22 protein-coding genes and 1 riboswitch are annotated in these 20,053 nt (G+C 46.3%); of the genes, 8 read left to right on the forward strand and 14 right to left on the reverse strand.

What is annotated here, in order from left to right:
• Window positions 1–105: 105 nt before the first annotated feature.
• Entirely contained in the window at window positions 106–636 is a 531-nt protein-coding gene (locus ACI49J_RS04215; protein WP_240252843.1) for a class I SAM-dependent methyltransferase, read from the forward strand.
• On the opposite strand, the gene ACI49J_RS04220 is transcribed toward ACI49J_RS04215, so the two are convergent.
• From ACI49J_RS04220 to ACI49J_RS04235, 4 genes are all read right to left on the reverse strand, one after another.
• Window positions 633–872, reverse strand: coding sequence for a hypothetical protein (locus ACI49J_RS04220; protein ID WP_240252845.1), 240 nt, complete (start codon window positions 870–872; stop codon window positions 633–635). The genes ACI49J_RS04215 and ACI49J_RS04220 overlap by 4 nt on opposite strands.
• Entirely contained in the window at window positions 873–1,067 is a 195-nt protein-coding gene (locus ACI49J_RS04225; RefSeq protein WP_240252847.1) for a hypothetical protein, read from the reverse strand.
• A gap of 201 nt (window positions 1,068–1,268) precedes the next feature.
• Window positions 1,269–2,219 carry an alpha/beta hydrolase-fold protein gene (locus ACI49J_RS04230; protein ID WP_240252852.1) on the reverse strand — a complete coding sequence of 317 codons (951 nt, stop codon included), beginning with the start codon at window positions 2,217–2,219 and terminating at the stop codon, window positions 1,269–1,271.
• A 201-nt stretch (window positions 2,220–2,420) separates the two neighbouring features.
• The gene (locus tag ACI49J_RS04235; RefSeq protein ID WP_240252853.1) at window positions 2,421–3,020 is read right to left on the reverse strand and encodes a DUF2249 domain-containing protein; all 600 of its coding nucleotides are present in this window, start codon (window positions 3,018–3,020) and stop codon (window positions 2,421–2,423) included.
• 134 nt (window positions 3,021–3,154) lie between these two features.
• Here ACI49J_RS04235 and ACI49J_RS04240 point away from each other — a divergent pair, with 134 nt between their 5' ends.
• From ACI49J_RS04240 to ACI49J_RS04255, 4 genes are all read left to right on the forward strand, one after another.
• On the forward strand, window positions 3,155–3,532 hold the full coding sequence (locus ACI49J_RS04240; RefSeq protein WP_012021382.1) for a MarR family transcriptional regulator: 378 nt from the start codon (window positions 3,155–3,157) through the stop codon (window positions 3,530–3,532).
• Window positions 3,533–3,978: 446 nt separating this feature from the next.
• The gene (locus ACI49J_RS04245) at window positions 3,979–4,290 is read left to right on the forward strand and encodes a ferredoxin family protein (protein WP_240252855.1); all 312 of its coding nucleotides are present in this window, start codon (window positions 3,979–3,981) and stop codon (window positions 4,288–4,290) included.
• Complete coding sequence (locus ACI49J_RS04250) at window positions 4,291–4,764, forward strand: hemerythrin domain-containing protein (protein WP_240252857.1); 474 nt, start codon at window positions 4,291–4,293, stop codon at window positions 4,762–4,764.
• Between the two features lie 9 nt (window positions 4,765–4,773).
• Window positions 4,774–5,097: a hypothetical protein gene (locus tag ACI49J_RS04255; protein ID WP_240252859.1), complete on the forward strand. Its 324-nt coding sequence runs from the start codon at window positions 4,774–4,776 to the stop codon at window positions 5,095–5,097.
• 30 nt (window positions 5,098–5,127) lie between these two features.
• On the opposite strand, the gene ACI49J_RS04260 is transcribed toward ACI49J_RS04255, so the two are convergent.
• The 8 genes from ACI49J_RS04260 to ACI49J_RS04295 all read right to left on the reverse strand — a co-directional run bounded on the left by ACI49J_RS04260 (window position 5,128) and on the right by ACI49J_RS04295 (window position 13,811).
• Window positions 5,128–5,874, reverse strand: coding sequence for an exodeoxyribonuclease III (locus tag ACI49J_RS04260; protein WP_240252863.1), 747 nt, complete (start codon window positions 5,872–5,874; stop codon window positions 5,128–5,130).
• A gap of 178 nt (window positions 5,875–6,052) precedes the next feature.
• Window positions 6,053–6,682 (reverse strand): hydrogenase, encoded by a 630-nt coding sequence (locus ACI49J_RS04265; protein WP_240252865.1) that lies wholly within the window; start codon window positions 6,680–6,682, stop codon window positions 6,053–6,055.
• Window positions 6,675–7,616 carry a respiratory chain complex I subunit 1 family protein gene (locus ACI49J_RS04270; protein WP_240252867.1) on the reverse strand — a complete coding sequence of 314 codons (942 nt, stop codon included), beginning with the start codon at window positions 7,614–7,616 and terminating at the stop codon, window positions 6,675–6,677. The genes ACI49J_RS04265 and ACI49J_RS04270 overlap by 8 nt, the downstream gene beginning before the upstream one ends.
• Complete coding sequence (locus ACI49J_RS04275; RefSeq protein ID WP_240252869.1) at window positions 7,613–9,325, reverse strand: proton-conducting transporter membrane subunit; 1,713 nt, start codon at window positions 9,323–9,325, stop codon at window positions 7,613–7,615. Before ACI49J_RS04275 ends, ACI49J_RS04270 begins: the two co-directional genes overlap by 4 nt.
• Window positions 9,322–9,933: an NADH-quinone oxidoreductase subunit B family protein gene (locus tag ACI49J_RS04280; RefSeq protein ID WP_240252870.1), complete on the reverse strand. Its 612-nt coding sequence runs from the start codon at window positions 9,931–9,933 to the stop codon at window positions 9,322–9,324. The genes ACI49J_RS04275 and ACI49J_RS04280 overlap by 4 nt, the downstream gene beginning before the upstream one ends.
• The gene (locus ACI49J_RS04285) at window positions 9,930–11,036 is read right to left on the reverse strand and encodes a hypothetical protein (RefSeq protein ID WP_240252872.1); all 1,107 of its coding nucleotides are present in this window, start codon (window positions 11,034–11,036) and stop codon (window positions 9,930–9,932) included. The genes ACI49J_RS04280 and ACI49J_RS04285 overlap by 4 nt, the downstream gene beginning before the upstream one ends.
• Window positions 11,033–12,328 (reverse strand): hydrogenase 4 subunit F, encoded by a 1,296-nt coding sequence (locus ACI49J_RS04290; protein WP_240252874.1) that lies wholly within the window; start codon window positions 12,326–12,328, stop codon window positions 11,033–11,035. Before ACI49J_RS04290 ends, ACI49J_RS04285 begins: the two co-directional genes overlap by 4 nt.
• A gap of 15 nt (window positions 12,329–12,343) precedes the next feature.
• Window positions 12,344–12,422: riboswitch (Fluoride riboswitch) on the reverse strand.
• A 390-nt stretch (window positions 12,423–12,812) separates the two neighbouring features.
• Window positions 12,813–13,811: an acryloyl-coenzyme A reductase gene (locus ACI49J_RS04295; protein WP_240252877.1), complete on the reverse strand. Its 999-nt coding sequence runs from the start codon at window positions 13,809–13,811 to the stop codon at window positions 12,813–12,815.
• Window positions 13,812–13,976: 165 nt separating this feature from the next.
• Here ACI49J_RS04295 and ACI49J_RS04300 point away from each other — a divergent pair, with 165 nt between their 5' ends.
• Complete coding sequence (locus tag ACI49J_RS04300; RefSeq protein ID WP_240252879.1) at window positions 13,977–14,366, forward strand: CBS domain-containing protein; 390 nt, start codon at window positions 13,977–13,979, stop codon at window positions 14,364–14,366.
• A gap of 35 nt (window positions 14,367–14,401) precedes the next feature.
• Here the strand turns inward: ACI49J_RS04300 and ACI49J_RS04305 are convergent, their stop codons facing one another.
• On the reverse strand, window positions 14,402–15,484 hold the full coding sequence (locus ACI49J_RS04305; protein ID WP_240252881.1) for a succinate-semialdehyde dehydrogenase: 1,083 nt from the start codon (window positions 15,482–15,484) through the stop codon (window positions 14,402–14,404).
• A gap of 81 nt (window positions 15,485–15,565) precedes the next feature.
• Between ACI49J_RS04305 and ACI49J_RS04310 the strand changes: the two genes are divergently transcribed.
• Window positions 15,566–16,741 carry a 3-hydroxyacyl-CoA dehydrogenase gene (locus ACI49J_RS04310; RefSeq protein ID WP_240252883.1) on the forward strand — a complete coding sequence of 392 codons (1,176 nt, stop codon included), beginning with the start codon at window positions 15,566–15,568 and terminating at the stop codon, window positions 16,739–16,741.
• A gap of 31 nt (window positions 16,742–16,772) precedes the next feature.
• Window positions 16,773–18,191 (forward strand): phenylacetate--CoA ligase family protein, encoded by a 1,419-nt coding sequence (locus ACI49J_RS04315; protein ID WP_240252885.1) that lies wholly within the window; start codon window positions 16,773–16,775, stop codon window positions 18,189–18,191.
• 26 nt (window positions 18,192–18,217) lie between these two features.
• Here ACI49J_RS04315 and ACI49J_RS04320 read toward each other — a convergent pair whose 3' ends face one another.
• A complete protein-coding gene (locus ACI49J_RS04320; RefSeq protein WP_240252887.1) occupies window positions 18,218–20,053 on the reverse strand; it encodes an amylo-alpha-1,6-glucosidase in 1,836 nt (611 codons plus the stop codon).

Below are 20,053 nucleotides of genomic sequence, written 5' to 3' on the forward strand. Positions count from 1 at the left end.
TCCGGACAGGAAGCCGAAACCCTTTTAAGCGGGATTATATTCTTCTCGTAACGCAAGAGAAACTTAATCACTAAACGATTTAAGTATTGAAGATGTAACAGGATCATGGATCATCATTTCAGGAGACTTTTAGATCCAGAAAGGAAGAAATTTGAGGACCCCGAGAAGTTTATTCCGTCATTGCTCCACGGAAATGAAGTAGTAGTGGATATGGGATGCGGTCCAGGATATTACTGTCCAGTGCTTGAGGAACACTCCCTTAAGTTGTACTGTATCGACCTAAGTAAGGAAGCTCTTGATATAGCTAAAACTAGGGTGAAGAAAAGCTCCACCGTTTTTCTCAACGAGCCGTCGGAACATACTTCTCTCCCATCATCATCAGTGGATGTAGTGGTGTTCTCAAGTTCCTTTCATGACATGGACAGGGAGGGAGCTTACAGGGAAGTCATGAGGATCCTTAAACCTTGCGGTAGGGTAATAATTGTGGACTGGAGGAAAGATGTCCCCTTTGGACCACCGATTCATATTAGGATGTCACGTGAAGATTACCTTACCACGTTCAAGGATTTTCAGGTAGTGACCGAGTTCTCTCCTGGTCCCTATCACTTTGGTCTTGTCCTGCAGAGGAAGTGCTAAGCGAACTTACAGGTTTTGCAGTGCGGGAATATCTTGTTTAGTACCTGGGATAGACACTCCTTCTCATCCGAGTTACATACAAAGACCTTGACTCCTCTACTTGCATAGTCCTGAAGTTTCTCCCTTGTTAATTCCCTGACAATCATCACGGAGGGTAGTCCTGAAGACCTCTTTATCACTCCTGTATCTTCAAGGGAAAAAACCTGTCCATCCTCGAATCCAACTAGCACATTCATCTAGGGAATGAACGCTGAAATAATAAATAGAGCTAACGCTATCCCTATGAGCATCGAGCCGATCATGGTTGAGTCCTTCTTAGGTATGAAGGGTATATCAAACCTTCCTAGAATAACGTAGCTTATGCCATACACTGAGGAAATGACCCCAACCATCGTCAGAATTACTTTTGTTAGCAACACAACTTCTATCATTAATAATGTGTTTGTCATAGAAGATAAATAATCTTTCTTCTAGATGATAGAGAATGATATATTTATATAGAATAATACACGGTAATGAAATAGTTGAGAAAGGAGTTGGAAAAAGAGTTACGAATCTTTAGTACACATGGACCACTCACTCTTTCCATTATCAAGGGACAACCTCACAGAAGGTAAAGGCATTAGCAAGTTTTACTTGGCCTTCAGGTTTTCGTAGAGGTAAACTAGGGAGACGTCATATCTGTACGATGTGTTCATGTGTCCCCCATGAAATTCCTCATAGACGTGAGCTATCTTCCAGTTGTTCAGCATCTCGTGTATTATCCTATTTCCATACTGGAGATGAAAGTCGTCCCTATCTCCAACGTCTATGTAGATTGACTTTCCCCTAAGTTTTTCCTTTCGTTCTTCAAGGAACCTAACTGGATCCAAGGAAAGCCAGTGTCTCCAAACGTCATCCCTAACCCTTCCAGTTTCAAGTTCAAAGGGTAACTCCACATTTTCCGTGGGAGAGTAAAAGGCTGAAAGTCCTATGATCATCATTGCGTCCAACAGGTCTCTCCTTTTACGGTCCTGCTGAGCCCAGAACATGCTCACGAAGTCTTTGGGGGTACCGGTTCTTCTTAGAGTCTGGATCACCCGTGGAAAAAGAGGAAGGTAGGCATATTCGAAGTAGGCGTCGGCTGAGTGAACTGCTATCGCCTGAAAGTCGTACTTACTTCCCAGGTGTAGGGCTCCATATCCGCCCGAGGACTTTCCCATGACACCTAGGGATGTGATCTGGTACTTCTCCCTCACGAGTGGAACAAGTTCCCTTACGAGAAAGGATTCGTATAGACCTATTGCCTTCGAGTCCAGGTACTGGTTGCCTCCCAGAGAGGTGAAGGTGTCTGGAAGGATGAGGGCCAAGTCGCCAATCTTTCTCTCTGCGTAAAGTCTTCCTACCTTGTCCTTCAGGGACTCTGAGAGAGGGTCCAGGTTTAACTGGGCCAGTGACGTTGAGAAATAGCCGCTGAGGTAGAGAATCCCAGGGATATCCTCGGTGGATCCAGTGGTCACCACAGCCACCTTCCTCTTGTACGGGTCCTTCCAGGGATTATCACGGAGATAATCGCTTTCAATTTCTAGGTATTCGATTTCCATGACACAATCTGCTACGGTAGCTTAAAATAAGCTTAAGGAAAACCTTAGGACGTTAAGTCGTCAGTAACGAGTTTATCTATAGTGATCATTTTATGGAAATCGTATGAGGATTTACAAGATGGAGTTATCTATCCCAAGTATTTCTCAGGGAAACTTTTTGTGGAGAATCCAAATTACTAACGAGTAATGGAGCTAGCCTGATTACCCTTTTAACTGAACTTCCCTAATCCCCCTAGCTGCGGCCTCCATCACTTTTTCATGGTCCTCTGGGGATGGAGCTGGAACCACCACATGTAGCGCTTCCATATATGTTTCTGCCGTTATTCCCCTCTTTACACCCTTTGGAACAACAAGGATAGAACCCTTATCTATCTCAACTTGGTTATCCCCAATCTGGGCCTTCCCTTTTCCCTCAATTACGTAGAAAATAAGGTCCGAGTCAGGGGCATGTGTTGGAATATACTGTCCAGGTTTGAAGAAGACTAGAATGGCTCCATACTCGTCCTTTCTGATAACTGGTATTGGAGTAAATGTTTCTCCTGATTTTCTATAATCAGACAGGCGAGATACTATAGGTCTAGGTTCTTCTCCACCCTTGATTAGCTTTAGCACAAAGATGCCCTCGCCGCTCTCTTTGACCTCGTATTTCTTAATCTTACCCGAGATTAGTTGGAGGAGATGAGCCGGATAGTGGTCAGCTATCACTTCCAGTTCCTCTCCAGGCCTCATCTTATGAAAAGTTTCTAATACCAGCTTATGTCTAAGAGGAGGATCTACCTCCCTCAAATCCAGTGTGGTCATATGATCTAATGTGCCTAACTACAAAAAAGGATGAACCCTAAATGCTTAGGGAGTTTTCCGTTGGTGTTTAGATAACTATAAAGGCCTAAATATTTAGGGTCTATAATTAAAATCAAGAAATAATCATTGTTTTTATGGATCAAATCACCCAAACTAATTATAACACGGCAGATAGAGTTGCGGCAAAATTGGTAAGATGCATCTATGGACTTAGCCCCACAACCACCGAGGTCCTATGGAGATTGTGGACGTCCGAAAAGCCGATAACGGTTGAGGAGTTAATACCGTTGATTGGCGTGCCTAAGGTATCTTTAAGCCTCTCTTTAAAAAGATTGTACGAGCTAGGTTTAGTTGAGAGGAGACAAAGAAGAAGCGGTACGATAAAACGCGGAAAAGGCCGTTTTCAATTTGAATACTATGTTAATAAGTCAAAGTTACTAGAGAGATTCTGGAATGACATGGAGGAAGCATATCGCAAATTAACAGTAGATTTGGCGATCAATCGGGATTAGTTAGACAAAATCCAACGATTTCATGGTTACACGCTCTTGGTAGATAAGTGGATGCATATAGTTGTCTGAGTCGAGATTACCCTGCCTGTGGAGCTAAGACTCTTCTGTGGGATTACTGGAAAACGAGTCTCTATTTAGCAGAATCTCCGTAGGTAAGAGAAAATAGAAGCCTGACCGAGAAAAGTGAAATCTTTCGTAAAGAGTATGCTCTCTCTAGAAGTTTAGTTCAAAGATGGCTTGATGCCATGGGAATCCATGTTTACTATTTCAATACATTGTACTAGGTTAAGCCAGCGAAGCTAGTGACAATCAATATGAAGCTTAAATCGTTTCCTGAGAGAAAGGTTATATTTATTTGTTAGTAAAATTATTGGTTCTAGATTAACCCTTAATGTTTAGGGTACTAATTTTTCTTAGCGTCTCGAGATGAGACTCTCGGTGATGTGATGGGAATAGATCCCAACTACAGATCAAGGCCAGTGTCGGGGGAACATGTGGGCCATAAGGTTTATGGAAACGTAGATTCGCCTAGAGTCTTGGGAGTCCATGGAACCATTGTCGGAGTAGACTTTGACATCTGCATCGCTGACGGTTCATGTATAACTGCATGTCCAGTGAACGTGTTTCAATGGTTTGACACTCCTGGCAACCCAGTCTCGGAAAAGAAGGCCGATCCAGTCAACGAGAACGCGTGTATATTTTGCATGGCATGCGTTAACGTATGCCCAGTGGCAGCTATCGACGTGAAACCTCCCTAGGTGAGGATATTGGAGAACATAGAGACTATCTCCCTGTTCATGACTAGGGACCATGTAAGTGGAGATAATGAATTGGAAGAGACCCTAAAGGAGATTAAAAGGAGAGACTGGGAGAGAGCATGGAATAAGGCGAAAATAGCAAGCGCCAGGATAAAGACACATATCTTCCTGGAGGAAGAGGTTCTCTTTCCTTACCTAAAGTGTCCAGATCTTGACAACTGGATAAGTGAGCTAATGATGCAACACGTAGCTATCTGGAACCTGTTGGACACTATTCTTCGACTCCTAGAGGAAAGGGACAACGAAACTGAAGTGAAACTCATTCTCCTCATGCAACTGCTTAAGGCACATAACTCCATCGAGGAACATAGCATTTACCGTGAATTGGACAAGCAATTGGCCTGGAATCCGAACATACTTTTCGAGCTAAGGGATAGTATCTTGCCGGCAGGATGGAAGCCCAAGTATATGTGAGGTGGTTAAATGGAATTTATCTTGTTCATGATTTTGGTGATGATACTTATTCATCTTACCGGGACAGTTATCTCTTTCATGAAAATGACGTTCCCGAAAAGACTTGGAAATCTCATCGCCGTCTACGAAGCAGTATTCTACATAGTCCTGATCGCGTTACATGCGGTTGCTGGCGTGCTATATTATCTCGGGGTTCTCTATCTCGTAATCCATGTGCTCGGTGGGGCCTACTATGTAAGGGGTGGTCTTAGCAAAATACAAATCGCGAACGGTCTAACGTATTACGGCATCTACGAGTTACTGGAAACGATTTACTTGATCTTGATTCTGTAATTGGCAGACTTAACCTTCATCACGCCCAGGTTAAATATCAAGCTCCAAGGTGACTGGAGCGTGGTCAGACCCCATCACCTTTTCTAGAATTTCGGCCTTCTTTACATGTTTCTCTAGCTCCTTGGATACAACGCAGTAGTCTATTCTCCAGCCTATGTTCTTTTCCCTGGCATGGAACCTATAGGACCACCACGAATAATGGCCTCCCTCCTTTACAAACATCCTGAAGGTGTCCACGAACCCAGAGGCAAGAAACTCGTGAAACCACTTTCTCTCCTCTGGAGTGAAACCTGCGTGGTCGACGTTGTCCTTTGGTCTTGCTATATCTATCTCCTCGTGCGCTACGTTGAAGTCCCCACAGATCACGCAGGGCTTTCCAAGGCCCTTCACAAATTCATGGAACCTTTGATTGAACCTCAACTTGAAATCCAATCTCTTAAGTTCCTCTCCTGCGTTCGGGAAATAGACGTTGATAACGTAAACCTTTTGAAATTCAAGTGTGATAACCCTGCCCTCGGAGTCAAACTCCTCATCTCCCATTCCGTACCTCACGGATATTGGCTCTATCCTGGTTAAGGTAAGTGTTCCGCTATAACCCTTCTTCTTAGCTGGGTAAAGATAGGACCTATACGGAAGTAGTTGGAAATCAATGGGTAACTGGTTACTCTTAACCTCTTGGAACATCAAGATGTCGTATTCCTGCTTCTTTACAAGATCAAGAAGGCCCTTACCAAGTATCGCCTTGAGGCCGTTGACGTTCCACGAAAGGATCTTCATGACAAGTCTGTTGTTTAAAACTTCTTAAGACCTCTTTTCCTTCAGACTCACTCAAGACGAGTTCCGAAGGTTTCATGTGAAGATGACAAACGTGTCACCATTTGCTTCTCTAACTAATGCTGGGCGTGAATGAGCCATACTGTTAAACAACTCCATTTCTTGTTAGACCTTGGTGTTTTCATCCTGTTAACTCTTCAAGAGGCTCGTGGTCTCTCTTCTCGACGATGATGATGGACGATATGACGACTAGGGCCAAGACATCTAGAAATACTGTAGCATCTATCAGAATCGGTGGAGGTATGAGGAATATGCCCAGCATTACAAGCGAATTTTCAAGTTCTATGTACCCTAGTATGTGAGCTACGGTAGACTTACGTGAGGCTATGAGAAATAAACCCTGGAAAAAGAGCGTCATGGGCATTATAACCTGCTCATATTCCGTTGGTATGGCTCTTGTGAATACTGCATAAGCTACAAGGAGGGTCGCTGAGAAGAAGAAGGTTAAGTTCAAAACGAAAATAGATAAAACCTTTACTCTTTCCCTATCCCATTCTCTGTACTTGACCGTCCTTAGTAGAATATATGGCGTAAGGAACACTCTTGTAAAAAATATTATCCCAGCTAATACTATAAATTCAACATTTCCTGTAAGGAAATAGTAAATAAGAGAAATAACCCCAATGATAAGGGACTGAACCCCAACCACTTTTATTGCAGGATTGAAATAGGCTTGACCCTGTATATACAAGGCAGTGACAGGTAACAGGAAGGAGAGCAACAGTATTGTTTCCTGGATAAGTTCAATCATTCAAGGTCACCGTCAGGATAACCGAAAACACCGAGAGCACTAAGGCCACAATCAGGAAGTCCTGTATCTTAAATAGCCTGAACTTCGCGAGGCTTGTCTCTATTACCACGGTTATCACAAGGAGAACTAGCCACTTCAGGAACATTACTCCCACATCCGCCATGGCCCCAAGTACACCCGTCTGCATTCCCCAGGGTATGAGGAAGACGTTTAACAGCACAGATCCAAGAAGGTAAGACTTCACGTAGCTTCCCCATCTCAATAGCATCAGACCCTTTCCACTGTATTCGTATACTAGAGAGCCATCGATCATTCCCATTTCCGACATCCCTGAGCTCTCCAACGGAAGTTTCCCAGTCTCGTACAACCATAACATGAAAAAGGCTACACTGGCTGTTATATGAGGCAGGAAGAGATATTCTGTCGGCGATTGAATAGCCTCCATCGTGATGTAGGGGTTATTAGTTCCAGTTACCAACGCAACTGCTATGAACACTGTTAGCAGGGTGGCCTCTCCAAGATAGGCAAAGGAAATGTTTCTCGATACCCCAAGAGTCACTAGGTTACTAGAGCTTTCCATGGACTCATAGACTTTCAAGAAACCTGAAAGCGAGAAAAGGAGAGCTCCTCCTAAAAAGTCCACCACTGGGGTAAGATAGATAGGTTCTGGGTAAACAACAGGAATTACAAAGGAGATAAGGACATAAATTGAGAAAACTAGGTATGGCCCATTGACGAAGAGCCACCCTGCGTTTCTCGGTATGGTCATCTCCTTCTTGCTAAGTTTTAGTAGATCGTAGTAGGGCTGAAATATGCTGGGACCTCTTCTTCCTTCCATCCTAGCTTTCATTCTCTCAAGGATACCGGGATAGAGAGGAGAGAGGGCAAGTACTGCAGAGACCTGGATAAGTGTTTCCACTAACGTGCCAATCATAACGTGATCACCATTATGACGACAATGGCAATTATCATGTAAATCATGTACCATCTTAGGGAGCCATTCATGAAGCTCCTGGAGAAGGTTCTAGAGAACTTGAGATACCATCTGATTAAAACTAACATGGCTTGCCAGAAGATGTCAGCGCTAGTCTCCAGGGATCCAGTCTTGGTTCTAAGTAGAGCCCTTAACATCAGTCTCACGTTATTTGCCATGCCAAAGGAGGTGTATCTAAATCCCTGAGCAGATCCGTTATCCCAAGGGTCTACAACTCTTATTTTTCTCTTACCTAGGGACAGGTACACTATTAATGCGATAATTGGCCATGAAACTAAGATATAAAGCGGATCAATCCCTCCAAAACTTCTTTGGTATTGCGAGGAGATGAGGGAATTTAGTCCAACTCCAAGCTGGGACACCTCTGTTTTGAAGGGAGAAAGAAGATACGCCAGACCCACAGTAACTAAGAGGAGACTCCCAGAAACTGCGAGGATGAGTCCCTGTTTGTCCTTGATCGGTTTTGTCAGTTGAGTGTATGATACGAACTTCGCAAGGGATCCAGTGGCAAATCCCTCTCCCATGCCTATCATGACACCTGCCACTATTGGGACAATGTTGATGAAGTGCGGTAGTGTTATAGCTTCCATGAACATCGATTCGAGCAATGACCAAGTCGCGATTCCCCCTATGGTAGGTAAAAGTCCCGACAATGACATGGCCATCAAGACTGTTCCTAGGACTGAGAGACCATGTCTAAAGGAGCTTGCAGTTGTGAGAGATTCTCCCTCAACATATCCAGTTGAAAGGAAAAGTCCTGTCTTAGCGAGGGAGTGAGCTATTACGTAAGTAAAAAGACTAAACGTGACGAACTCCTTCAAGTCTCCGCTCACAAGCTCTAGGCTTCCCAACAGAGCTAGCATGGCACCATTATTTTCGATGGTGCTAAACGCTAGCAATCCCTTAACATGATCGGAGACATAGGAGTATAGGGCACCAAACAGGTTGGAGAAGGCTCCCACGGCGAGAAGGAATATTCCCAGATACGTCGAAACGGGACTCAAGGACTCCATCTTCAATATTCCGTAAATCCCTGTCATGGTTACCGTTGCGCTTAGAACTGCTGATAGATCCGACCTGGCGTTTCCGTGGGCTATGGGCAACCACTCCACGACAAGGAATGGGAATATTCCCATCTTGACGATGAAACCCATTGACGTTATAATGAGGGGGAGCTGAGTGCTTAACCTCTCGAATGCTAGACTACCTGTCTGAGAGTAGGCAAGGGCGAAACCGGCTAGCAGTAATGCAGTGCTCAGCTCCCCGAACGCAAGGAAAGTTAATGCAGGTTTCCAGTCCTTTCTGTAGATCGCTATTCCAACGAACGAGAAAAGCGTCATGGTTTCCCATCCCGCGAGAAACTCGATGTATTTCGTGCTGGTAAGAACCACAATGATCCCTAGTACAGTGCCACTTAGGGTCATAGTGAGCCACTTATCGCTATAGTGAACCAAGGAGTGGACAGCGACCAGAACCCATACCAATCCCGCGACTAGGTAGAATATACCCATGGGCAGTTCCTGTATACCGTAAAAGGCAAGTATCCCAGAAGCTAACACTAGAAACACTGAAGATATTCTGTTGCTGAAGAAGGCTGTAGCTAAGGAGAGTGCAGACAGTACGTAAATTAGGTCGAGTTCTAGAATCACTCCCTTTCACCTCCTTTGGTCTTTATCAACGCGTCAAGTATTGAGGCTGGGGTTGGGGGACAGCCTGGAACAATGACGTCTCCTCTTATATCTGGTGGAATTCCGGTCACTCCACCTGATATGGCGCACGTACCCAAGAGAATAACTAGCTTAGGGGAGGGCATTACATCGTAAGCTCTTCTTATGACCTCTTCCATTCTCTTGCCCAGATTCCCCATAATCAGTAGTGCGTCGGCGTGCTTGGGGGTATTGGTGAAGAAAATACCAAATCTAGTCATATCATACTGAGGAGAGGAAATCAGCCTTAGTTCTAGGTTGCATCCGCCACAGCTTCCAGCATCTAACGGATATAGATAGAACGATCTTTTGAAGGTAACATCTGTCCTCTCAACCCTAGGTGTCAAGGTCTCCCCTGTTGGCAAGAATACGGGTTCACATGCCCTGCAGAAAATGCACCTCTCCTGTTTCCATTCCTCACCTATAGCGTCTGTGGGACAGGTAATTTCTCCTCCCTTAACTCTCGTGAGCCTGGATGGCCATTTAGTTTCGTGGTGATAATCGTCCTCGGTCTTAACACCCATCCTAATTCCCTTTATAAACCAATTCATTCCAGATCGACCTCGAGCTCAGATATCCAGATCCCGAAACTTTCCCAGTTGAAGGGAAAGTCAGTGAAGATATTTCCAGGCATAGACTTGAGGAAAAGTCTCATGTTCACCTTTGATGGAGCTAAAAGGTACGTCCTCTCCACGTGGCCACTCCTCACCCTTGTGAGGTAAGCCAGATCTCCAGATGGGCTCTCAACTCTTCCTATTCCCTCTCCATCCCTTATCTTCATGGTGAAACTACAGGGTTTTACCTTGAGCTCCTGGAGTAGCCTAAGCGATTCCTTAATCTCCTCCAGACGAACTAGGATCCTGGAGAAGGCATCTCCCTGATCCTGAGTAGGGATTCTCAGGTCAAAGTCCTTGTAAGCTAGAAAATCCGAGTCTAGCCTTGCGTCGTACTTGAACCCAGAGGCCCTGGCGACAGGTCCAATGGAGAAGCTATCCTTAACCACTCCATTGCCTTGGAGTCTGTCAATGAAGATCCTGTTCTCCAGTGTTCTCTCTATGTCCGAAATCTTAAGAGACGGAAGCTTAAGCTCGCATCTAACTCCTCCTGGGTAGTTAGCCCCAAAGAAATATCTATGACCGCAAGACCTCGCTATGGCCCTGTTAACCTCCTCTATCTGCTGGAGAAGAAGAAATGATGGAACCAGGAACGATGCCGATTCCAATACCCTCTGAATCACGAGTAGATTATTCCTTATCCTTTCAAGCTCGAGCTGAGCCATCCTAGAAATAACAACGTCGTGAGGCACCTCTATCTCTAAGGCACTCTCAATTGCCTGAAGAAAAGAGATGGAATGAGATGCGGTGAACGCTCCGTTAATTCTCTCAACTCTAAGGAGGGCATCTCCAATTGTCAGCCCGGAGAGAGTTATTTGTCTACCCTTATATGGTAAATGATTTATTTTCTCTATACTTTCTCCATAAGTTGTAATTTCAAATCCCACTGACTCCAGTAGACCCCCAGCTGACGGGCCATAAACGAACTTGAATGAACCATAGCCCAGACTCTCCTCTTCGCTCTGGTCCTTAATGCACGGTCCTTCTCTGAGCCCGTCTGAGGTCAGGCAGTAAGGCCCTATATCTCCTATAACTCTCATAGTAGTACCACCCCTACTACACCAACGATTAAGGAAATCAGAGCTGAAATTATGGCAATGATCGAGAGTGCCTTGTATCTCTCCCGAAATGGTTTTCCCTTAAAGATCATCCTAGACACATGATAGTTAACGGAGACGAATGATATTATCAAGGAAATGATTACAATCCAGAATTGGGGGACAAGTCCATGTTTGAGGACTGAGGAGAGAATCAGGAACTCTCCAATGAAGTTGCCAAAGGGGGGTGCACCCGTTACTGCTAGAGATGAAAGGATGAGCGAAGAAGCTAGTAAGGGACTTCCATAGAGTCCATATTCGTTGATCTCCTTGGTCCCTTGGCTTTTGAGCAGGGATCCAGACGCATAAAACGCCCCAGCCTTAGCGAATGCGTGAGTCACCAAGAGTATAACTAAACCTGTTAACGAGTTCACTGCAACCCCAAGAAGGGCAAAATTCATGTTCTCGATCGTGGAGTAGGCGAATAGCCTCTTGTAATATCGTTGGCTAGCCATCATTATGGAGGAAATGAGAATGGAGATAGTAGCTAGCCAGCTATACAGTCCCGGAAGGGGTGCTATGATGAAAATTGTGTGAAGAATGTAGATAGATACTGGCAGGAGGACTCCTGAAAAAAGTGCGCTCACAGGTGAAGGAGCTTCCGAATGAGCATCTGGTAGCCAGGTATTTACTGGGAATACTCCAGCCTTTGTCCCGAAACCCAATAGTGCAATGGCTGAGGCCAACGAGAATAATGGAGAAATATGAGGATATAGTACCTCGCTTATGGTTAAGGTGTGTAGGCCGAAATAGAAAAGGATGACAGAGATGAATGCGAAAGTCACTCCGGAGGAAACAAGAAGGAGATACCTCCATCCCGCTTCTAGCGCAGTTGAAGTACCCTCAAAGGTTACTAGAAGTACGGACGATATCGTAGTAGCCTCTAATCCAACCCACATGAGCCCAATATTGTTGACGGAGAGTGTGAACAACATGGAGGCGGCGAATAGATTGAGGAAATAATAGTAATTCCTTTCCTGAGCTCCCCTCTTCTCCACGTAGAAGAGGGAGTAAATGGATGAGAGCAGATAGACACCAGCCACCATGACCAGAAAATACCAAGTTAAGTTACTAACGTAAAATTGGGAGACTATGGGTAAAAATGGTTTGAGAGCTAGCACGAGAATCAAGGTGATCGTAGCGGAGGCTACCGTAGAGTACTTTTCCTTAAAAACTACGACACTTCCCAAAATGGGAACTAGTATTATCCATCCTACTAGGTTTAGGCCAGTCATCCTATCTCACCTAGGCAAGAGATAGGCGTCATCAGCCTTCATGTATCAGGCGGTTCGGGAACAAGCCCTGGGGGACGCCATCCCCAGTAACCTACAAAGTAACTGGATTATAAGCCTTATTTACGATAGTGTGAAGTTACCTTTTACTAGAGGACTAGTCGTTTCCAGGAATGACTTTCCAATGTGATCAGATATGAGTAATGTTGTTGGTTCTCCTTGATCAGTCTCCTAGCCTTTTCCTGTTTTTAACGCTTCGAGTCTCCTGCTTCAATCCTTTGTCCAATCCGTATCAACATTGTTAAACGATTTCATCGTTGGAAATCTTCAGCATGATTAAGTGACTCCTTATCCTCTCAAGGTTTGTTTAGTTAATTGGAATCTTCTTTTATCTTATCTATACCTTGAGTTACCTATCTTGGCAAGTATCGTCAGTGTCTACTTGGAGTTGTGGACAATACTTTGCTACTGATTGTACTATCCTAGATCACGTGGTAAGGAGTACTTTCCCCACTTTGTGCTTATCCTTAAGCATTTCATATCCCTTGTCTATCTCCTCCAGGTGAACAGTTCCCGCAACCACTGGTCTTATCTTCCCCTCAGCAGTCAGCTTTAGTGCTCCCTCTGCATCTCTCCTTGTGGCTGACGCGTGTCCAATTATGGCTATATCCTTGAGGATGGTGTAACCTAGCCTCAGTTGATAGGATTGGGTTGGGTCCACGTTTCCTATTTGGACTATCCTACCTCCCATCCAGAGCGACTTTAGGCTTTCATCGAAGGTTGGTGTTCCCACGGTGTCTATTACCACGTTAATGTCATCCTTCTTTGCCTCCTCCGAGAACTTCGATCCAACAATGACCCTGTCGGCGTACTTTCCAACTACGGACGCCTTCTCCTCCGACGTCGTGACTCCCACTACCCTGGCTCCCATGGCCTTTGCCACTTGCAGGGCATGTATTCCAACTCCACCGCTTGCCCCAGTAACCAACACAGTTTCACCCTCCCTTAGGTTAGCCCTCCTCAATCCTCTGTACACCATGCCTGTGACGCAGGGGACCATAACCGCTCCCTCATCTGAAGCGCTCGTCGGAACCTTCACGAGACTGGTTACCTTCACCTTGGCCATCTCTGAGAAGAAACCATCCAGTTCCTCAGAGTATCCTAACCTGGAGTGGCAGTAGGCCTCTTCACCCTGTCTGCAGTAGTGGCAAGTTCCGTCAGGCGCATAGAGTAGTGAAATTACTCTATCTCCCGGAGAGAAACCGGTCACTCCCTCACCTACTTCCACGATCTCCCCAACAACCTCATGACCCAGAACTACAGGGTACTTCATTCTAGGGTAGAACCCCTGTAGCTGGAGAAGGTCCCTATAACACAGAGCTGCTCTCCTAACCTTGATGATTACTTCTCCCGCGACCGGTTTTGGGTCCTGAATTTCCCTGACCTCATAACCCTGTTTATGTCCTTTCACTACGACAGCTTTCATCACTTTAAATCCATTTAAATAACTTAAAAAATAACTGGTTTTTAATCGAGATTATTCCGGCCTTTTTTATTCGATATTCGAATTCTCTTCCCTGATCATTGCGGATGTTAAAATCTCCAGATGAGGTTGGGAACTTTATTATCCTTCATGACGATATATTACTTAATGATTCTGAAAGAATTAATCGGGAGGGAACCAGTAACCATAGATCCTGAGTCAGATCTAGTTAGGGCTGCTAAGCTCATGAAAAAGGAGATAGTGGGCTCACTTCTAGTAGTTGAGGGAGGAGAACCTAAAGGGATTATCTCTGAAAGGGATATAGTATATGCCATAGCCTCAGATCTTCCCTTGACCACCAAGGTAAGGGAAGTCATGAGCACTAACTTGGTGACGGCTGATGCAGGGACTGATGTTGGGGAAGCGGCAATCCTTATGGTGGGTAAGGGGATTAGGCATCTTGTTGTGAAGGAGGGGAACAGAGTCGTTGGCGTGGTGTCGCTTAGGGATGTTGCAAGAAGCCTAGGCCTGATTGCCACAGACCTCACTATCTGGTGAGAAAAACCCTAAAGAAGATAGAACGACTCTCTACATTACGGTATTATGAGACTTCTTATGGCCTCTCCTTCCTCAAGCATTTTGACTGCCTCATTTATTTCCTCCAATCTGAATCTACCCGTCACAAGCCTAGACGGATCATATCTTCCCTGCCTTACTAGCTCGAGAAGCTTGGGCATGTCAACCCTAGGTCTTCCCCCATAATTCCCCATAACCTCTATACCTCCCCTAACTATTGACGCTACCCTGATGGGTATCATGGCCGTTGCTGGAGGTAACCCCACTAGAACCACCTTTCCTCCAATTCTAACCGAGTCCAGTGCCATATGGATCGTTTCTTCATTTCCCCCAGCCTCTATCACCACCTGTGATCCTCCACCCGTGATCTCCTTTATTGCTTTGACAGCATCTGTCTCCTTTGAGTTTACTACGTCAGTTGCGCCTAGTTCCATGGCCCTGTCAAGTTTCCACTTTTTCGTTCCCACGGCGATTATCCTCCCAGCACCTGAGGCCCTTAGGAGTTGTATTGTGGAGAGACCCACTCCTCCTACGCCTATCACGGCCACAGTGTCTCCAGGCTCAATCCTGGCTGATGATATTGCACCGTACCCTGTTAACCCGGCACAACCTAGGACTGCTACCTTCTCTAGGTCCATGTCCTCTGGAACCCTGGTTAGCGCGTTTTCCCCCACAATGGCGTACTCCGCGAAACCGCCTCCAAGGAAAGTCCTTATCTCCTTTCCGTCCTTTGACAGCCTTGACGTTCCATCTGGCATTACTCCCTTGAGTCTGACCTGGGAGAAGGTTTCACAGAGGTTCTCCTTTCCTGCAACGCAGTTACCGCATTTACCACATGGATGAATAAACGCCGAGATCACCCTATCACCTGGTTTCACCCTGGTCACCCCAGGTCCCACCTCCTCTACAATCCCTGAAATTTCGTGTCCAGCAACCACAGGAGGTGGAACAGGGGTTTTCCCCTCAAAGACATTGACGTCAGAGTGGCAGAGCCCGGTTGCCTTGATCTTAATCTTGACTTCCCCAGCCTTAGGTTGGGAAATGCTCACGTCCTCAATGGACAGCGGTTCCTTATACGCATGAAGTACTGCAGCTCTCACAGTGTAGATTAGTGATCCGGGTTTAAAATGTTTAAAGTGTAAAAGTAGTACTCTTTTAAATTGGTTTTCGCTCTTACTCGTATGCGAATAGCTGTTGTTGGTTCGGGAACCATGGGTCATGGCATAGCCGAAGTGGCTGCCATGGCGGGCATGGAGGTAAAGCTAATCGACATATCCTGGGACATCCTGAACAGGGCCAAGGAGAGGATGTTAGACTCGCTCAAGAGACTGCACGAAAGAGGCACAATAAGGGAAACGCCTGACACGGTAATGAGCAGGATAGAGATGTCAGTGAGCTATGACGTAGCTAAGGACGTTGACTTTGCGATAGAGGCTGTTCCGGAAATACTAGACCTCAAGAGGAAGGTGTTTCAGGAACTGGACAGGGTGGTGCCCAAGGAATCCATCCTCGCAACTAACACTAGTTCAATCCCCATCAGTGACATTGGCGAGATAACCTCGAGGAAGGAGAAGGTCATAGGGATGCACTTCTTCAATCCACCCCCCCTCATGAAGCTAGTCGAGATTATTCCCAGCAAGTATACCTCAGAGGATGTAACCAGGTCCACGGTGGAACTAGCTAAGAAGATGGGGAAAACCCCAGTGAGGCTGAGGGTTGAGGTACCAGGGTTCGTGAGTAATAGGATCTTTCTGAGGCTACTGCAAGAGGCATGTAGGGAGGTTGAGAGCGGTGAGGCCACGATTGAGGAAGTTGATTCATCCGCCAGGAACAAGTTAAAGCTACCCATGGGTATCTTCGAGCTCGCAGATTACGTTGGTCTAGACGTGGTGGTGGACCTGTGGAAGGTCATAGTGGAGAGGGGGGCCTCAGACGTTAAGTGCTCAAGTTATAAGGAGAAGGTGGACAGGAAGGAGCTTGGGGTCAAGACGGGAAAGGGATTCTACACTTACCCAGCACCGGGTAAATACAGTAAGGTATCGCTACCTGCTGAAAGTAAGGTTCCCCCGGAGAGGATCATCTCTCTCGCGGTAAATGAGGGTGCTTGGTTAATAGAGAACAACATAGTCAATGCTGAGGAAATAGACACGGTGATGAGACTCGGCTTTAATTTCCCCAAGGGGCTCCTTGAGATAGCTGACGAGTTGGGACTGGATAAAATCCTCAACGCATTAAGGGAAATAAACTCGAGAGGATATGAGGCCTACTCACCCAATCCCCTACTGGTTAAGATGGTATCCCAAGGCCAAACTGGCAAGAGCTCTGGAAGGGGATTTTACACGTACGGCAAGACTTAAAGTTTTTAAATTATTTAAACATTTTACAACCATGACAGTTCTACAGGAATATGAAAGGATCCACGAGGAACTTAGAAGGGAAGGTTACATTAACACCCAATATCCCTTGAATCCCTCCGAGACGCTCTGGAACAAGAAGATAATGACCATGAAGAGGGAGGAGTTGGAGAAGGTAAAGTCCTTCAGGCTCAAGAGGATAGTCAAGTGGGCATGGGAGAACGTGCCCTTTTACAGGAACTTCTGGAAGTCTAAGGGTTTCGAACCAGATCAAATACGCGATTGGAAGGATATCGTGAAGATACCGATTCTAAGGAAGGACGAACTCAGGAAGGACCTGTCAGCCAATCCTCCCTTTGGTTCCATCATGGTTCCTGAGCTAGCCAAGAGGATAAGATTTGTGGGTGCAACCTCTGGTTCCACAGGGTTACCCACTTTCCAAGGTTGGGGTGCCCTTGAACTTGATTACTTCGAGGAGGCGCAAGCTAGGTATCTCTGGACCTTCGCAGGAGTTAAACCCACGACTGTTTACGCAAACTACCTTAACATGTCAGGTTTCTACAGCTGGGGTCCTCCAGTGGTCGAGACCGCAATGTGGAGATGTGGAGCCACGGCGATTGCAGGAGGAGGTGAGACCTACTTCTCGTGGAAGGCCAGGCATAACCTCATATTCAGGCTCTGGAAAGTAGATGTTCTGGCTACCACTCCCTGGCTCCATAGACTCATAGGAGAGGAAGCAAAGGCGGAGGGTTGGGAGTCCCCGTTCAAGGTTCTTCTCCTTCACGGCGGAGCTGCAGCCGAGAACACGAAGAAGAAGCTGTTCCAAGTTCATCCCAACGCGAAGCTGGCAATCAGCGTGTGGGGTACGACTGACGGTCACATGGCCGTTGAAGTGCCTGGCCTAGATGGCCAGCTTGTGATTTGGGAGGACATGGAGATATTTGATATCGTCGATCCCAAGACTGACGAGCCAGCATCACAGGGCGAGAGGGGAGAGCTCATTGCTACCCTTCTCAACCACTTTACCATGCCCCTAATCAGGTACAGTTTAGGCGATTATGTGAAGAATGAGTTTACCACAGATCCCGATCCCACGTATGGAATAACTCACGCTAGGTTCGTGGAGCCAATTCCCGGAAGAGTGGAATGGATGTTTAAGGTCAAGGGCAAGTTATTGCTCCCAATATACGTGGAGGATGCAGTGAACGAGATACCAGACACAACCGGAATGTTTAACGTGATAATCTACGGTAATGAGATGGATAAACTGAAGATAAGGGTTGAGACGAGGAGAAACATGGTAGATTCTACCTACGACTCTAGGGCAAGGGAGATACTCGCAGAGAGAATAGGGCTCAACAAGGATGATGTGGAGATAGAGTGGGTGGAACCAGGTAAGACTGCCTGGACAGGTTATAAGTTGCAGGTGTTTCTGGACCAGAGAAAGAAGTGAGACGTCTTTTTACTTTTTGTGACTCCTCACGAGTAATTGATGATATTTCTAATTGCCCTGTTCAATTCTGCGACACTCCAAGCTTGAGCAATACATCCGCCCTTCTTGTAGGGAGGAATATCCTCAAAGAGCTCAGGAACGTATCCATTTTCCCTCACGGCCACTCCTAGAAGGGGACTGAATTGGTTCAGCAGGTTCTTGATTCTGAGGGAATCGTATTCAAAGTTGAGCTTAGCATCAACGTAGATTCCCACGAGCCATGGCCATATCGGGCCGTTATGATACGCTCTGTCTCTACTGGCCCTATCGCCCCTGTAAAAGGGTGTGTAACCTTTATCCCGCTTGGAGAGGGTGCTCAACCCGTATGGCCTCAACAGTTCCGTCTCCACCACCTCCAGTACCCTCATGGCGATATCCTTGGAGACCACAGGGTAAGGAAGGCCAAGAGCAACCAGCTGATTGGGTCTAATCTCCTTCCCCGGCTTATCGTCCCATCCAATGTAGTCATATAGCCCAGCCTCCGAAGGAAACTTCTCCAGGAACGCCGACCTCACCTTTTCGGCCTTCTCTACGAACTCGTCGTCATGTATTCCCAACCTCTTGGAGATCTGGTCCATGATCATTAACGCGTTGTACCATAGGGCATTAATCTCGACAGCTGCTCCTTCCCTTGGAGTCACGACCTCACCATCAAATTGAGCGTCCATCCAAGTCCTAGGTGCTCCAACGTGATACAGAAGGTTGTCCTTGTTCACCACGACTCCGTTCCCTTTCCAGTAAGAGTCCACGACCTCCAGCATTCTTGGAAATATCCTTTTCAGGAACTCAACGTCATTCGTGTACTGATAGTACTTATACACAGCATTAATTCCCCAAAGCGAAACGTCGACTCCCTTATAGGCGCTCTCGTTGTTTCCTAGGAAGTTATTGGGCATTAGACCCTTGTTAAGCGCGTTGAAATACCTCAGAAGGATGCTCTTAGCCTGTTCATATAGCCCGTTCATGAGTAGAATCCCTTCCATGGAGATCATGGTATCCCTTCCCCACTCATCGAACCAATGATATCCTGCAATGATCGCGTACTTGTCTCCGCTTCTCACGACGAAGCTTTTCCCCGCACTTGAAAGAAGGTCCATGATCTCTTTGGACCCAACCCTTTTCTGCTCGGGCTCAAATTCCCCCCAGTAGAAGTCCATCTCAATCTTGTTCCCCTTGCTGATCACGCAGAAGGGATTGTACAGGTCCTCCAGGTAATTGGTTCCCCTCTCGAAGTCTAAACGGTAAAAGAAGTTATAGTACCAGTACTCCGTCTTATCGAGGACGTGGTCTCCCCTTATCCTGACCCTGAGGAAGGGTATCCCATTCGCGAGAAGGAGAATGTGGTCCTGAAGAAGTCTGTACGTGAAGATCGGGTGTACCGACTTCAGAGCCACGTGATGACTCCTGTATGTGACTAGGGGACATAGCCTGAAGACCCCTCTCTGGGAAGCGTAGGACAGGGTTATGGCGTTGTAACCCCTGTGCACAACCAGGGTTCTCTCGACCCTTGAATTCCCAAAAAGGAAGTCCCATCTAACAAAGTTCTCTCCCCGCTCCACGTGATTCAGGAACCTGTACCCCTCCGGATAAAACACGTCGTTCAGGTAATGGTTCGTGCTCATGGGGTACTCTTGGCCGTCAGTTATAACGAAATCCTCCACCTTGGCCAGGGTCATGTATCTCCTGTGAGGTGGATCCTGCGGTATAACTAGCAGGCCGTGATAAGTTCTGGAGTTTATTCCGCAGAAGGTTGAGGACGAGTAACCTCCGGTCCCAGTAGGTATTATCCACTCCCTGTCCTCGCATTCCTTCGGGTCGAGCAT

This window comes from Metallosphaera sp. D4-4, from assembly GCF_046245145.1.
Classification (GTDB): domain Archaea; phylum Thermoproteota; class Thermoprotei_A; order Sulfolobales; family Sulfolobaceae; genus Metallosphaera; species Metallosphaera sedula.

What these genes read in the sequence shown, in the direction of transcription:
- ACI49J_RS04215 (WP_240252843.1), top strand. Translation starts at nt 106, where the DNA reads ATGGATCATCATTTCAGGAGACTTTTAGATCCAGAAAGGAAGAAATTT.
- ACI49J_RS04220 (WP_240252845.1), bottom strand. Translation starts at nt 872, where the DNA reads ATGAATGTGCTAGTTGGATTCGAGGATGGACAGGTTTTTTCCCTTGAA.
- ACI49J_RS04225 (WP_240252847.1), bottom strand. Translation starts at nt 1,067, where the DNA reads ATGATAGAAGTTGTGTTGCTAACAAAAGTAATTCTGACGATGGTTGGG.
- ACI49J_RS04230 (WP_240252852.1), bottom strand. Translation starts at nt 2,219, where the DNA reads ATGGAAATCGAATACCTAGAAATTGAAAGCGATTATCTCCGTGATAAT.
- ACI49J_RS04235 (WP_240252853.1), bottom strand. Translation starts at nt 3,020, where the DNA reads ATGACCACACTGGATTTGAGGGAGGTAGATCCTCCTCTTAGACATAAG.
- ACI49J_RS04240 (WP_012021382.1), top strand. Translation starts at nt 3,155, where the DNA reads ATGGATCAAATCACCCAAACTAATTATAACACGGCAGATAGAGTTGCG.
- ACI49J_RS04245 (WP_240252855.1), top strand. Translation starts at nt 3,979, where the DNA reads ATGGGAATAGATCCCAACTACAGATCAAGGCCAGTGTCGGGGGAACAT.
- ACI49J_RS04255 (WP_240252859.1), top strand. Translation starts at nt 4,774, where the DNA reads ATGGAATTTATCTTGTTCATGATTTTGGTGATGATACTTATTCATCTT.
- ACI49J_RS04260 (WP_240252863.1), bottom strand. Translation starts at nt 5,874, where the DNA reads ATGAAGATCCTTTCGTGGAACGTCAACGGCCTCAAGGCGATACTTGGT.
- ACI49J_RS04265 (WP_240252865.1), bottom strand. Translation starts at nt 6,682, where the DNA reads ATGATTGAACTTATCCAGGAAACAATACTGTTGCTCTCCTTCCTGTTA.
- ACI49J_RS04270 (WP_240252867.1), bottom strand. Translation starts at nt 7,616, where the DNA reads ATGATTGGCACGTTAGTGGAAACACTTATCCAGGTCTCTGCAGTACTT.
- ACI49J_RS04280 (WP_240252870.1), bottom strand. Translation starts at nt 9,933, where the DNA reads ATGAATTGGTTTATAAAGGGAATTAGGATGGGTGTTAAGACCGAGGAC.
- ACI49J_RS04285 (WP_240252872.1), bottom strand. Translation starts at nt 11,036, where the DNA reads ATGAGAGTTATAGGAGATATAGGGCCTTACTGCCTGACCTCAGACGGG.
- ACI49J_RS04290 (WP_240252874.1), bottom strand. Translation starts at nt 12,328, where the DNA reads ATGACTGGCCTAAACCTAGTAGGATGGATAATACTAGTTCCCATTTTG.
- ACI49J_RS04295 (WP_240252877.1), bottom strand. Translation starts at nt 13,811, where the DNA reads ATGAAAGCTGTCGTAGTGAAAGGACATAAACAGGGTTATGAGGTCAGG.
- ACI49J_RS04300 (WP_240252879.1), top strand. Translation starts at nt 13,977, where the DNA reads ATGATTCTGAAAGAATTAATCGGGAGGGAACCAGTAACCATAGATCCT.
- ACI49J_RS04310 (WP_240252883.1), top strand. Translation starts at nt 15,566, where the DNA reads ATGCGAATAGCTGTTGTTGGTTCGGGAACCATGGGTCATGGCATAGCC.
- ACI49J_RS04315 (WP_240252885.1), top strand. Translation starts at nt 16,773, where the DNA reads ATGACAGTTCTACAGGAATATGAAAGGATCCACGAGGAACTTAGAAGG.
- ACI49J_RS04320 (WP_240252887.1), bottom strand. Translation starts at nt 20,053, where the DNA reads ATGCTCGACCCGAAGGAATGCGAGGACAGGGAGTGGATAATACCTACT.